Annotated in this window: 9 protein-coding genes and 1 other RNA gene; 1 reads left to right on the plus strand and 9 read right to left on the minus strand. The window is 52.4% G+C overall.

Translation table 11 applies throughout. The features are described from left to right. Positions 1-261: 261 nt before the first annotated feature. From ssrA to FHS90_RS20670, 3 genes are all read right to left on the minus strand, one after another. Positions 262-635: a transfer-messenger RNA gene (ssrA, locus tag FHS90_RS20660) on the minus strand. Positions 636-765: 130 nt separating this feature from the next. Continuing rightward, positions 766-1,470: a YjjG family noncanonical pyrimidine nucleotidase gene (locus FHS90_RS20665; protein WP_066831773.1), complete on the minus strand. Its 705-nt coding sequence runs from the start codon at positions 1,468-1,470 to the stop codon at positions 766-768. Positions 1,471-1,532: 62 nt separating this feature from the next. After that, positions 1,533-1,925, minus strand: coding sequence for an ArsR/SmtB family transcription factor (locus tag FHS90_RS20670; protein ID WP_066831815.1), 393 nt, complete (start codon positions 1,923-1,925; stop codon positions 1,533-1,535). Between the two features lie 80 nt (positions 1,926-2,005). Between FHS90_RS20670 and FHS90_RS20675 the strand changes: the two genes are divergently transcribed. Further along, the gene (locus FHS90_RS20675) at positions 2,006-2,698 is read left to right on the plus strand and encodes a carboxypeptidase-like regulatory domain-containing protein (protein ID WP_182514418.1); all 693 of its coding nucleotides are present in this window, start codon (positions 2,006-2,008) and stop codon (positions 2,696-2,698) included. A gap of 1,539 nt (positions 2,699-4,237) precedes the next feature. Here the strand turns inward: FHS90_RS20675 and FHS90_RS20680 are convergent. From FHS90_RS20680 to FHS90_RS20705, 6 genes are all read right to left on the minus strand, one after another. Further along, positions 4,238-6,562, minus strand: coding sequence for a M1 family metallopeptidase (locus FHS90_RS20680; RefSeq protein WP_182514419.1), 2,325 nt, complete (start codon positions 6,560-6,562; stop codon positions 4,238-4,240). Between the two features lie 84 nt (positions 6,563-6,646). After that, a complete protein-coding gene (locus FHS90_RS20685) occupies positions 6,647-7,243 on the minus strand; it encodes a J domain-containing protein (protein WP_182514420.1) in 597 nt (198 codons plus the stop codon). A 97-nt stretch (positions 7,244-7,340) separates the two neighbouring features. Then, positions 7,341-7,982: a HupE/UreJ family protein gene (locus FHS90_RS20690; RefSeq protein ID WP_220483120.1), complete on the minus strand. Its 642-nt coding sequence runs from the start codon at positions 7,980-7,982 to the stop codon at positions 7,341-7,343. A gap of 1,461 nt (positions 7,983-9,443) precedes the next feature. Next, positions 9,444-12,062 carry an ATP-dependent chaperone ClpB gene (gene clpB / locus FHS90_RS20695; RefSeq protein ID WP_182514421.1) on the minus strand — a complete coding sequence of 873 codons (2,619 nt, stop codon included), beginning with the start codon at positions 12,060-12,062 and terminating at the stop codon, positions 9,444-9,446. 203 nt (positions 12,063-12,265) lie between these two features. Further along, entirely contained in the window at positions 12,266-12,880 is a 615-nt protein-coding gene (locus tag FHS90_RS20700; protein WP_182514422.1) for a hypothetical protein, read from the minus strand. A 79-nt stretch (positions 12,881-12,959) separates the two neighbouring features. Continuing rightward, positions 12,960-13,517 (minus strand): hypothetical protein, encoded by a 558-nt coding sequence (locus tag FHS90_RS20705; RefSeq protein ID WP_182514423.1) that lies wholly within the window; start codon positions 13,515-13,517, stop codon positions 12,960-12,962. Between the last annotated feature and the right edge of the window lie 208 nt (positions 13,518-13,725).

Below are 13,725 nucleotides of genomic sequence, written 5' to 3' on the forward strand. Positions count from 1 at the left end.
CGCTTCCATTGAGTTAGGGCTTGGTGAGAAATGTTGTCGCAAACACTTTTACCTCCCTAATTCTTTGGAAGTTATTAAACTCTAAACAGCTTCATAGACAAAATTGATGATTCAAACAAATGATGGGGAGCACCTGACCCAGCCTCAGTAAAATTGGCTAACGCAAACTGAACAGGAAAACCGCTCTGGCACTTTTAGAAGTAGGCATGGCATAGAGAAAACAAAAAGCCTGACTATAACTCAATAGTCAGGCTTTTTGTTTTGTGGAGATGCAGGGAGTCGAACCCTGGTCCAGACAAGGAAACTTGAGCGCTTTCTACATGTTTAGTCCTGATTAGATTGTCAGGTGGCTTCAGGCCCAGAACTCGCCTAAGAAGACACCGTAGGTGCTTTAGCTTCGCACAGACTCCACACCTTAGCCTCTGCTAGAACGGCATTACGATGCCCTGTGACCAGCTCCCACCGTTCAGAGGGGCTGCAGAACAATGGCATTTACCTAATACCTAGATTAGGCAGCCATGGCGTAGTTAGACTCGCCAGATAATTGTTCGGTCAGTTTTGATTTACGGGAAATTCTGCCAACGCCCGACATGCTTACACCCAGCTTGCTCAAGCTGTCAATTCCGGTCATCCCCAATTGTGAAAGAACTTCTCTGGCCTTTTACGGCCAACAGCCTGCAAAAGTAACCAAATACTAGACAAAAACCAGCAGAATTATGTTCCCTGTTTTGGGGCTGTTTTTGCCAAAACAGCCCCAAAACAGGTTTACAGAAACGTCTTGAGTTCACTCAGGCAGGTAACCGTGTAGGTGGGCCGCATACGCGGCTTTTTGCGCTCGGGGTTAAAAAAAACCGCATCTATGCCCGCATTCATGGCCCCCAGGATATCAGCCTCCAGGCTGTCGCCAATCATAAGGCTTTCCTGCGCGGTGATACCGGCCCGCTCCAGCGCATGCTGAAAAATTCGTTTGTCTGGTTTGGTGCAGTTGATGCATTCTGCGGTAATGATCTCTGAAAAATACGCATCTAACCCAGACGACCTCATTTTAATGTACTGTACGTCTTTGAACCCGTTGGTGATGATGTGCAGAATGTATTTCTCCTTCAGGTACCCCAGCACCTCATGCGTGAAGGGGAAAACGGCGGTTTTAGTAGGGCAGAGGCTGGTAAAGGCTTCACTGAGTCCTTCAGGCACCTCGGCTTCAGGCACCCCTAAGCCGGTGAGGCACTTCACAAACCGCTTCTCCCGCAGTTCCTGCTGCGTGATCTTGCCTTTGTGGTAGAGATCCCAGAGCCGCTGGTTAATGAAGCTGTACTTGCGGTAGAAAGAGTCACGGCTGAAGCTGCCCAGCTGGCCTAGGTTGAAATGGTCATACAGGTGGTGGAGCGTCTCTTCTGAATTCTTCTCAAAGTCCCACAGGGTGTGGTCCAGGTCAAAGAACAGGTGACGGTAAGTCTTTGGTTTTCTCATAAAGCTAATGCTGCGCCTAAGAGGAACGGCTGGCGGGTGGGCAAAGTTCTTCCTTTTATGGTCTAGCTGATAAATCCCGTGAAATGCCGCTGCTGCAGCCGGTTCACAGCCAACTCCCTGTTAGAATACAAGGTCTTGTACACGTCCTGGTCTTTCAGCAACTGCGGGTCGCGCTCTAAATACCCAAACATCTGCCCCAGAAAGTCCATCATCTCATCTTTGATATAATAAAACGCCCACTGATCCTGTTTACGGAAGGAGACCATGCCGGCGTTCTTCAGGTAAATCAGGTGGCGTGAGGTTTTGGTCTGGGTAAAGTCCAGCACCAGTTCCAGATCAGCAATGCAAAGTTCCTTGTTTTTGAGCAGCAGGTTCAGAATTCTGATTCTGGAAGAGTCTCCCATGGCCCTGAATACTTGTTCACCAAAACCAACGTTAAAATTTTTGAGCCTCATGGTGCGGTTCCCGTAAATAAAAAAGTCCTCTAGCGGCACAAAGTACCATAAAAAGCCTATACTTGTAAACGAACTTACCCATGACAACGCTATATACCAAACCCTCTTTTCTGCTTTCACGCTTTAAACCCGCCTTTTTAGTTTTTGGCGTACTCCTCTTCTTGTTTCTGGGCGGTAGCTGGAACCCGGTGTGCGCCCAGGGCGGAAAAAAAGTGATTCAATTAACCGGGGTCGTCACGGCGGGTGACAGCCTTTTGGGTTTGCCCGGGGCCAGTGTGGTGATACCCAAAGCCGGGCGTGGCACCAACACCAATGAGTATGGCTTTTTCTCTATACCGGTTCTGGCCGGCGATAGTGTGGTCTTCAGTTCCTTGGGGTACGCCAAGCAGTCTATCATTGTGCCGCAGTCTTTTGAGCGCGACAGTTATTCTGTCATCATAGAGATGCTGGAAGACCCCAATGTGTTGCCAGAGGTACGGGTGTTCCCGTACGCCACTTTCCGGGAGTTTACCCAGGCGGTGCTTGCCATGGAACTGCCTGACAAAGGCATTGATGAGCAGAATGCCATGAGTGCCCAGATTCTGGAGCAGATGTTCCGGAACACCCCCATGGATGGAAACTCCAATTACCGCAACTATATTAATCTGCAGAACCAGCAGATGCTGCGGCGCGGCGGGTACAACCCTGCGGCCAATAACCCGCTTTTGAACCCGTTTGCCTGGTATCAGGTGATTAAGTCAATCAAGAATGGGGATTTTAAGAAGAAGGATTAAATAGGAATTTCTTTAATAAAAAAGCAGCAGGCCGTTCTTTTGTAGAACGGCCTGCTGCTTTTTTATGCGGTGCAAAGGTTTAAGTTACGGTTGGTGTTGTTGCAGTTGTAATGTTATACTGTTCACTAATCTATACAAGTTGCTGTAATGCCTCACGAACTTTCTTTTTGAATTGCTTCTGCTGGAATGTGTAATTTATATATTCCCTTGGCTGGTCTGGTTGACGAAGTGCTGCTGTTGTGGGAATACGTGGTTTGCTGTTCCCATGGCTCTGCCGTTTGCTCCGGTGCGCAATCACTTTGCTGTTCCATCTTTTCCGGTAAGCGCTCACGGCCGCGGGGCCCCGTCCTGGCGATTCGCACTGCTGCTTCTCTAAACCTTCGGTTTTGCTGCTAAAGCAGCACCGAGAACCAGAGGCGCTCATCCCCACGACTGGTCTCTGTCCCTTTCCTGATCAGTCTTTCCTGTTTATTGCTGCCTCTGCAGGTAACTATTGTAGATCCGCTAGCCTGAGACGAGCCCGTGCTGCGCACATCAGTCGGGGGGCAGAAGTGGTGGATTGGCTATGGCAGACTGATAGTGGCTGCTGCAGCAGCTACAGCAACTGCAGCAGGTCCTGCTGGCGCGAGTCTCCAGACTCGTGTCTAATGATGATGGGTAGTCTCTGACTACCCTCGCTGCCGGGCAGCGACCATGCGCAGTGCTGGTTTGCCCGTGCTGGATTGCCAGAGCGGGATTAAATGACTTCAGAACTCAAGACTCAGGACTCCTTTCGTTACCTCCCTTTTGAAGGGCAGGGCTGTTAAGTTCTCGGCTGTTCGGGATTTGCAATTCCGAACTAGCGTATCCTGCGGATTTGTAATCCGCGGCTTGTGCAGGTCTGGAGGGCTGAGACGGGGATTGCAAATCCCCGCATTACCTGCTTCCGGATTGCAAATCAGGAAGAGCAACTTCATTTTAGTAGAACTTAACGGCACTGCCCTTTGAAGGGGGCGAAGGAGGATGTTGACACCTGCTGAACACGCATGCCAGAGGTATACGGGCATAGGGCATAGGTCCCACGCATTGCTGAAATTCCCTTCCCTGGAGGGGTAGGGGTGGGTTCCACGTATTCCTGAACGTCATACAGTTCCCGGCGAGCCTGGAGACTCGCCCCAGCCCATGGCACAAGACAGGAGTCGCGCGCCAGTTCCTTTATTTAAATCAGCAATGAACAATCAGCAATTTCAAAAAGACCTTGTAGCGTGCGCAGCACCTGTGGGCGTCTGCACCATTTTCCGTTTCTGACCTACTTTTTACAAAACACGCCAAAAACGTAATCTTGAAGTGAAGGCCCCCTGCTCCCAATGCAAATCAGTTCTTTGTTGCAGGTCTACGGGGTGGTACAATAGAGCAAAAGCCAGGAAATACCCAGCCGTTCCTCTGCCAGGCACGGGTGAAATGGCCAGAAAAACAGAAAGGCTCCCCACTAGTGGAGCCTTTCTGTTTGTTCCTTTCTGTTTTGGGCCTACTTTTCAGAAAACAGGCCAAAAATAGAAGCTATCTGCCGTTCCCTTGCTGGCGTTGCATCTGCTGCTGGAGCGGGTTTGGCGTATTACCCTGGGGCTGCTGCTTGAACAGTTCAAACCGTGAAGGCTGGGCCCGCTGCGGATAAGCGTTGTTGTCTAGGTTGATGTCTGCCGTTTCCTGGAAAGGGTCTAGCACAAAGCTGGCCACGGGTTTTTCAGTGACAAACACTTTGGTGATCTCCTGCTCATTGTAGCGCCAGATTTCAGCGGGGATGCGCACAACCTGGTTGGTGCCGTCTGTAAAGTTCATCTGTACCACCAGGGGCATCACCAGTCCGCCGTTGTTCCTAACCCCCACTTCATAGAAGTTGAAGCCTTTTTCCAGGAAGGCGCGCTCTTCTGGGGTGAGGCTCTGCAGGTACTTCTGGTACTGCGCTTTGCTTTCTTCGGTCACGGCCAGTGGGTCATAGGTGTTGTAGAAATCCTTCAGTTCCGGCTTCACGTCAACCAGCGTCTTGGGGATGTCCTGCAGGTTGCGCTGCTGGGAAAGGCTCTGCGGGGCCGCGTTAATCTCTGACCGGCGGCGGGCGTTCTCCACCTCTGGGTTTCTGGAGTCAACACTGAACCAACGCACCCCCGTCAGTTCCTGGTCTACGTGGTCTGTGGTGTAGAACCAGCCTCTCCAGAACCAGTCCAGATCAGTGCCAGAGGCGTCTTCCATGGTTCTGAAGAAATCTGCCGGCATGGGGTGTTTGAAGGCCCAGCGGCGCGCGTATTCCTTGAAAGCATAGTCAAACAGCTTGCGGCCCATCACTGTCTCCCGCAGAATATTGAGGGCGGTGGCCGGTTTGCCATAGGCGTTGTTGCCCAGCTGGGTGATAGACTCAGAGTTGGTCATGATGGGCTGCTGCAGGCTCTTGTCCATCTTCATGTACTCCACAATGTTACGGGGCTCGCCGCGGCGCGACGGGTAATCCCGCTGCCACTCCTGCTCTGCGAGGTACTGTACAAATGTGTTGAGGCCTTCATCCATCCAGGTCCACTGGCGCTCGTCTGAGTTGATGATCATGGGGAAGAAGTTGTGGCCCACTTCGTGGATGATCACTGAGATCATGCCGTACTTGGTGCGCTCGGTATACGAGCCATCGGCCTCTGGCCGACCCCCGTTGAACGAGATCATAGGGTACTCCATTCCGCCCACGGCGCCGTGCACTGAGATAGCCACGGGGTACGGGTAGTCAATGGTGAACCTGGAGTAGACCTTTAGCGTGTGCGCCACCACCTCGGTGGAGTACTGTCCCCACAGCGGGTTGCCTTCTTTGGGGTAGTAGCTCATGGCCAAGGTGTTCTTGCCGGCTACGTTCACGTTCATGGCATCCCAGATGAACTTACGGGAGCTGGCCCAGGCAAAGTCACGCACGTTTTTAGCTGAATACACCCACGTCTTTTTACCTTTGGCCTTGTTTTTTTCGGCTTGCTCCGCCTCAGCCTGGGTCACAATGAGAACGGGCTTGTTTGCCTTTTGCGCCTGTGCCATGCGGCTGCGCTGGGTGCTGGTCATGACCTGGTCTGGGTTCTGCAGTTCACCCGTAGAGGCCACCACATGGTCAGCGGGAACGGTAATGCTCACGCGGTAATCCCCAAACGGAAGCGCGAACTCTCCCGTGCCCAGAAACTGCTTGTGCTGCCAGCCGTTCACATCATCATACACGGCCATGCGCGGGAACCACTGGGCCATCTGGTACTCGTAATTTCCGTCTTTAGGGAAATACTCGTAACCGCCGCGGCCACCCTGTTTCTTCTGGTCATTGATGTTGTTGAACCAGTCAATACTGAACTTCACGCTCTGCTTGGGCTTCAATGGCGTTGGAAGGTCTATGCGCATCATGGTGAAGTTGATCACATAGGGCAAAGCTCTGCCGTTGGCGTCTTTTACCGCTTTGATTTTGTAACCGCCGTCAAACGTCTGCTCGGCCAGGGCCTCAGCGGCCTCAAAGGTGGGCTTGGCGAGAATGCGGCTGGTTTGGGTGAGGCTGGTCATGGAATTCTTCTCAAAGATATTCTGGTCCAGCTGCACCCAGAGGTACGTCAACACGTCTGGCGACAGGTTGGTGTAGGTGATGGTCTCAGAACCGGTCACCGACTGGTTGTCATCATTCAGTTCCACCTTGATGTTGTAGTCGGCGCGCTGCTGCCAGTACTCATGGCCGGGAGCCCCGGAGGCGGAGCGGTACACGTTGGGGGTGGGCAGTTCCTGTGCCAGCTGCCTGAACTTTGATTTATCTGTATTCTCTTGCGCCAAGGCGGAGCCTGCCAATGAAAGCAACAGGCCGGCGGCGAGCAAAGATATCTTCATTGAAACGGATGGGTTGTTTGTGGTTCGGGTGAAAGGGCAATTTCGCGATTTGCCGCCAAAGAAAAAAACGCCGGGGTGCCAGTTTCATTCTTCCGGCAGGTCTTCCCCAAAGTGGCGCCGGATGTCTTGCCGGAAGTTCTGCATGATGTTGACAATTCGCCAGCCAACGGGCACCAGAATGACCGCCAGAAACACCCGTTTGGGGTGGTCGCTCAGCAGAAAGAGAAACGGAATGATGGCAATGACAATTCCTGTCAGACTGCCGGCCAGGAGCAGGGCATAGCTGCTGGCCAAGGCAATGCCGTACCACCATTGCTTTTTCATCTCCAGCGTGCGCTGCACGTAGGCGGCATGGTCTTTCTCCTTCTGGCGGCGTACCCGCTCGCGCGCAACTTCGGCCCAGGCTGCAAACTCTCTGGGGTCTGCGGGCGGTTCATACAGGTGCCGGTACTTTTCCCAGTCGCGTTCAGCTTTGGTGGCAGCAGTTTGGGGGGCAGGGGGAAAAGCAGGGGCGGCAACGCCAACGGTGTGGTACTTTTGGAGGTACTCATACGCTGCCTGCACTTGCAGGAATACTTCATAGGCACCCGGTTGGCGGTTCCGGTCTGGGTGGTATTGGAGTACCAGCTGGCGGTAGGCCTGCCTGATCTGGGGCATCTGCGCCCCGTACGGAAGTTGCAAGACTCTGTATGACTCCGCCAGCATGAGAGAAAATGTAAAAGGAACATGGGGTGTACGTTCCTGTTTTAAGGCTGTTCCCTAAAAAAAAGGCTGTTCCCTAAAAAACAGCCGATAAATCCTGGCCCAGAATCAGCATGAGCGCAATGGCCCCCGCGGCGCTGCTCACGCCAAGTATCCAGTCCCGTTTCTTTACGTGCAGGATGTGGGTGAGCAGGAGGTTGATCAGCAGCACCAGCGCCACAATGAGCAACTGCCCCAGTTCTATGCCCACGTTAAACGCAAACAGCTCCAGCACAATGTTCTGCCCTTTCCCCAGCAAAGACTTCAGGTAATTGGAGAACCCCATGCCGTGAATTAGCCCGAAGGCAATGGCGAATACATTGTTCCAGGACCAGAGCGCGCCGCCTTTTTTCTTGCCTTTGTTCAGTTGGGTGAAATTGTACAGGCAGGTGATTAAGATAGTGACGGGAATCAGGAGTTCAATCAGGGCCGTGTTGAATGTGAGCATCTCCAGCGTGGAAAGCGCCAGCGTGATAGAGTGGCCAACGGTAAAACTGGTGACCAGCGCCAGAATTCTACGCCACTCACTGCCGGAGTACACCGCGCACATGGCCAGCACAAATACCATGTGGTCATACGCCTGCAGGTTGAAAATATGGTGAAAGCCCAGTTGGAGGTACGTGTAGAAGACAGAAGACACAGAAAGAAGAATAAGGGGGTACACAGGAACAGTTGACAAAATTAGAAAATGCTGGGGCTCTGGCAAGGGTGCTGATGAGTTTCTGTTTTTGACTTGTTTTTGGAAAAACAGGCTAAAAACAGAAATATGTGTCTTTTTGCTGGATGGAGGTGCAGGAAAGAGTAGTGTGTGCTTTCACCGGAAGTGTTTGCTGCAAGAATGGGTAGTCTGCGGTTTCACCGGAAGTTGTAGCTACAGTGGCAATATCTACTTTGCTGTTCCCCTTGACGGAATACAGATCGCTGTTCCCCTGGCTGCGGCTGGAAGGCGAAGTCTGCTGTTGCCTTGGCAGTGCAGTTGGAAGCAGGGCATCAAAAGCCCCTTCTGTTTCATTGTTGTTAGCAGGAGTGTATGCGTAGTTCGTTATTCCCTTGGCTTTGCCGCTTGCTGCAGTGCCGGTATTTTAGGAATACGTAGTCCGCTGCTCCCTTGGCTTTAGCGCTTGTCGCGGTGGTTTAGTAGCTGCATTGTTTCATCTTTTCCGGTAAGCGCTCACGGCCGCGGGGCCCCGTCCTGGCGTCTCGCACTGCTGTTAAAACTAGGCCCTCCGGCCTTGCCGCTGAAGCGGCACCGTATTAACAGAGGCGCTCACCCCCAGGACTGGTTCTAGTTCCTTTCCTGATCAGCTTCACTTGCTCTGTCTGTTTCTGCAGGTAACCGCTGCTGTTCCGCTAGCCTGTGGCGAGCCCGTGCTGCGCACATCAGCCAGGGTCAGAAGTGCTAATTAACAGAGGTGCCACCAGCAGAAGTGTTGATTGTTCATTGTTGTTTGTTGGTTTACTTCTTGCTGCTTGCCTGCCGCTTTCTCTGGTTCAAGTTTCCAACTTGGACCTACAATGGCGGAAGCTTTCAGCTTACATGGGGCGGCAGCCTCACATTACTTCTGCCCTCTATAGCTCCCTCTCATGCCCCTCTATGGCGCGGAAGTTACTTCCGTGCCTTCTAACGCCAGCTGATACTCACGCGCTGGCGCGAGTCCCCAGAATCGTGTCTACTGATGACGGGCGGTCTCTGGCTGCCCCCGCGGCGCGGCGGCGAAACCAGGCATTGCTGCTTCATTCCGGCTGAATTCCCTAAGGGGAAAAGAAAGGACTCTGGACTCAAGACTCATAACTCAGAACTCACTTTGACACTCCCCCTTTGGAAGGGGGCGAAGGGGGATGTTTGACTCAGGAGAGCACGCATTCCAGAAAACTCCCCTCCCGGGAAGGGTGGGTTCTATACACCTGCCCCCGCTGTACCGCCTGCTCAAAAGACCTCGTAGCGTCTTTCAGACCTGCGAGCGTCTGTGCCAGTTGCTTTTGCCATAACAACTGAAAAACCTTTTCCGCAGGGAGAAGAAAACCCGCTAAGTCGTTTTGGGGCTGTTTTTCAGAAAACAGCCCCAAAACGGAAGCCCGTAAAAAAAGCGGCCGGAGAAATTCTCCGGCCGCTTCACCACTTTTAATCACTCACTATCAATTACCTGTCAATGGGCAGGTCAATGTCCACGTTGATGAACTTGATGTTGCCGTCTTCCAGTACCGCTTCTACCACGGCATCTTTCCGGATGTCTCCGGCCAGGATGGCTTTTGACAGCTCGTTCAGGATGCGACGTTGCAGCACGCGCTTCAACGGACGGGCGCCGAACTGCGGATCGTAACCCTCGTGGCCCAGGAAGTCCAGTACCTCGTCGGTGGCTTCCAGACGGATGCCGGTGTCTTCCAGACGGTCTTGGATCTGACGGAACTGGATGTCCACAATCTTCCGGATCTCTTTGGAGCTCAACGGTCGGAACATGATCAGCTCATCAATCCGGTTCAGGAACTCAGGGCGCAGGGTCTTCTTCAAGAGCTCAAACACCTCGTCACGGGTCCGGTCAATGGTGGGCTCAGGGTTCAGTTCATCCAGATGCTGGAAGTTCTCCTGAATAATGTGCGCCCCAATGTTAGACGTCATGATGATGATGGTGTTCTTGAAGTTGGCCACGCGGCCTTTGTTATCAGTCAAACGACCATCATCCAGCACTTGCAGCAAGATGTTAAACACGTCTGGGTGCGCTTTCTCAATCTCGTCCAGCAGAATCACAGAGTACGGCTTCCGGCGAACGGCTTCGGTCAACTGACCGCCTTCATCGTAGCCTACGTATCCCGGAGGCGCTCCCACCAGACGGCTCACGGCGTGGCGCTCCTGGTACTCACTCATGTCAATGCGCACCATGGCGTTCTCGTCGTTGAACAGGAAGTCGGCCAGCGCCTTGGCGAGCTCGGTTTTACCCACCCCGGTGGTACCCAGGAAGATAAACGAACCGATAGGGCGTTTGGGGTCTTGCAGGCCGGCCCGGCTGCGGCGCACGGCATCAGAAATAGCGGCAATGGCTTCTTCCTGACCGGCCACGCGACGGCCCAGTTCTTCTTCCAGATGCAACAGTTTCTCGCGGTCGCTTTGCAGCATTTTGTTTACCGGTACGCCGGTCCACTTGGCCACCACTTCAGCAATGTCTTCAGAGGTCACTTCCTCCTGTAGCATGCGGTCACCTTCCTGCTGCTGTTTCACCTGCTCCTGCAGTTCGCGTAGCTTGGCTTCGGCTTCCTGGATTTTACCGTAGCGCAGCTCGGCTACGCGGCCGTAATCACCGGCCCGCTCGGCCTGCTCGGCTTCCAGACGGTACTGCTCAATGGCTTCCTTCTGCTTCTGGATGCCTTCAATCACCTGTTTCTCGCTCTGCCACTTCGCACGAAGGGCGTCACGGGTTTCGCTTAAATCAGCAATCTCTTTAGAAAGCAGGTTCTCTTTCTCCTTGTCGTTCTCACGGCGGATGGCTTCGCGCTCAATCTCCAGCTGCATGATTTTGCGCTGCACCTCGTCCAACTCCACTGGCAAAGAGTCAATCTCGATGCGCAGTTTGGAAGCTGCCTCGTCAATTAAGTCGATGGCTTTGTCTGGCAAGAAACGGTCGGAGATGTAGCGGCTGGACAGTTCCACAGAAGCAATAATGGCATCATCTTTAATGCGAACCCCGTGGTGCAGCTCGTACTTCTCTTTGATACCCCGCAGGATGGAAATAGCATCTGGAATGCTGGGTTCATCTACCGTCACCGCCTGGAAGCGGCGCTCCATGGCTTTGTCTTTCTCAAAGTACTTCTGGTACTCTTTCAAAGTGGTGGCACCAATGGCATGCAATTCCCCGCGGGCCAGAGCTGGTTTCAGAAGGTTCGCGGCATCCATGGCGCTGTCGCCACCGGCACCGGCTCCAATCAGGGTGTGAATCTCGTCAATGAAGAGCACAATTTCACCTTCAGAGTCTACTACTTCTTTGATGACCGCTTTCAGACGCTCCTCAAACTCGCCTTTGTATTTGGCTCCTGCTACCAGTAAGCCCATATCCAGACTCATGATGGTTTTGGACTTGAGGTTCTCGGGCACGTCACCAGACACAATGCGCTGGGCCAGACCTTCTACGATGGCGGTTTTACCTACGCCCGGCTCACCCAGCAGAATCGGGTTGTTTTTGGTACGGCGGCTCAGAATCTGCAACACGCGCCTGATTTCCTCGTCACGGCCAATCACCGGGTCAATCTTGCCTAGGCGAGCCTGCTCGTTCAGGTCAATGGCGTAACGCTTGAGCGAGTTGTATTTCGCCTCGGCGTTTTGGTCAGTCACTTTAAAGTCACCGCGCAGTTCTTTGATGGCTGCTTTCAGGCCTTTCTCCGTGATACCGCTGTCTTTTAAGAGCGTAGCGGTTTTGTCACGGCCGGCCAGCAAGCCCAGCAATAAGTGCTCAATGGCCACGTACTCATCCCCAAATTCTTTCAAATACGAGTTGGCTTTCTGTAACGCCGCCGCGGCATCATTGCCCAGGTACGGACTGCCGCCGCTCACTTTAGGGTAGGCGTTCACAATCTCGTCCAGGCGGGTGTTGAATTGGTTCACGTTCACGCCCAGCTTCTTCAGGTAGAAACCGGTCACGTTCTCGTCGGTCTGCAGGATACCCTTCAGCAAGTGCCCCGTCTCAATGGCCTGCTGCTGGTTGCCGCCGGCAATCTCGGTTGCCTTCTGCACGGCCTCCTGGCTTTTGATGGTATAGTTGTTAAAGTTCATATGTTTTGTTTTTCCGTAGTTTCTAGTTTTTTACCCTACGACGGGTAAAGCAAAGCAGGTGCCGAGGCGTTTTGGGGCTGTTTTTCGGAAATAATGTCAGAGTTGGATGGGCTGTTTGAATAGTTGTAAGACAGAATGGCTGGGTGTGGTTGGCGTAGACACTCGTAGGAGCTTCGCACACTACGAGGTCATTTGAGCCAGCGCTATAGGTCGTCTTCTAAGAGTGGGGTAATGAAGTTGAAGTCTGCAGCGTTTTCTAGATGAATGCTTTTAAACCAGTCTTTGCCGCCAAACCATTGCAGCACTTCCTCCCGTAGCAGGTTGGTTTTCTTAAGGGAGAGAAGGCTGTAGTACGAGGAATATGGCCATTCCTGAAAATCCTCTACTATCCCATGATGTTGTGGGTTGAAGTGGAGGTAGTACACCAGGCGTGTAAAATAGGCTTCTGAGGTAACTTCTTTTCTGCCAAACCTGTTTTGAAACAAGCTTCCAACTCTTTTATTCACTGCGTTGAATGCTTTCGTGTATGCGTTTAGCAAGTGTGAAAATTGCTGAGAGATATTCACCAGCTTTTCCTCCATCTGACCATCTGCGCTCTTCCATCTTAGTGCCTCCTCCTCTTTTACCTGGACAAGCAAATGAAAATGATTTGGCAATAAGCAGTACGCATAGGTGTGTACATAAGGAGTCAAATACTTCCTGTACAACTGCAAAAAGTAATTATAGTTTTCCTTACTTATGAAGACAGTCTCTTTGTTGTTCCCGCGCGTGTAGACGTGGTAAAACTTGCCCGCTTCTAAAGGAACACTTTTCTGCATCTTTTAAAGTTTCTAAACTTAACGCCGCCTGCTCAACAGACCTCGTAGTGTGCGAAGCTCCTACGAGTGTCTACGCCTGTTACACCAACTGCCGCAGCTGCTGTAACAGCCTGTACAGCATGTCATAGATTTCGCGCAGTTCGGCTATGTTTAAGATAGCTTCATCTTTAGAAAAGGTAAGCACGGTCTCATGGCCAGAATCATCAGCGTCATCATGCAGTTTGAGTTCGCAGCTTTTGTGGTTGAGGAGCAGCTGGTGCACCGTAGGGTCAGAGAGCAGCTGTTTGAGTGTATCAGGTTGGTTGGTTTTGATAATGAAGGCCTCGTCTATGTCTGGGTAACCCAGTTCCACATCTTCCATCCCGAAGAATTTGCCTACCTCGTCCATCCACCCTTGCTCATGCAGGGAAAAACGCAGCGACACATTTTCTGGTACCGGCGCCATGAAGTTGGTAGATGAGATGCCACCCTCAAAGCCGCCGCCTAAATCAAGGTCGGTATCAAAATAGATTTGGGTATCATTTAACTGCACCAGAGCCGAGTAGCTGAGAAGTTCTTTCTGGCTGGCCATGTCATAGGCTACTTTTTGCCAAATTTCATCTTGGGTAGAGCCGGTAAAGGTGTGCAAAGTTTCCATAAGGGTTAGGTGTATTGGTGAGGGATGGTATTACGTTCGTCTTCTTATAACGCATTCCCCGCGGGGCAGGTTAAGTTAGGGTAAGCCCCAAGGCGCCCAGCTGGAAGCAAATGGCTTGCTTTGCGTTCCAGCCTCTGGGATTTCAGGTAAAAGGAGCCAGTGCAGAATCTGAAAAGCGTTGCTGGAGGCGAACCTGCCTTAACATCCG

The organism is Rufibacter ruber (assembly GCF_014138425.1).
Lineage (GTDB): Bacteria > Bacteroidota > Bacteroidia > Cytophagales > Hymenobacteraceae > Nibribacter > Nibribacter ruber_C.

Bases quoted from the DNA above. Each gene is read 5' to 3' on its own strand.
- FHS90_RS20665 (WP_066831773.1), bottom strand. From the start codon at position 1,470: ATGAGAAAACCAAAGACTTACCGTCACCTGTTCTTTGACCTGGACCAC.
- FHS90_RS20670 (WP_066831815.1), bottom strand. From the start codon at position 1,925: ATGAGGCTCAAAAATTTTAACGTTGGTTTTGGTGAACAAGTATTCAGG.
- FHS90_RS20675 (WP_182514418.1), top strand. From the start codon at position 2,006: ATGACAACGCTATATACCAAACCCTCTTTTCTGCTTTCACGCTTTAAA.
- FHS90_RS20680 (WP_182514419.1), bottom strand. From the start codon at position 6,562: ATGAAGATATCTTTGCTCGCCGCCGGCCTGTTGCTTTCATTGGCAGGC.
- clpB (WP_182514421.1), bottom strand. From the start codon at position 12,062: ATGAACTTTAACAACTATACCATCAAAAGCCAGGAGGCCGTGCAGAAG.
- FHS90_RS20700 (WP_182514422.1), bottom strand. From the start codon at position 12,880: ATGCAGAAAAGTGTTCCTTTAGAAGCGGGCAAGTTTTACCACGTCTAC.
- FHS90_RS20705 (WP_182514423.1), bottom strand. From the start codon at position 13,517: ATGGAAACTTTGCACACCTTTACCGGCTCTACCCAAGATGAAATTTGG.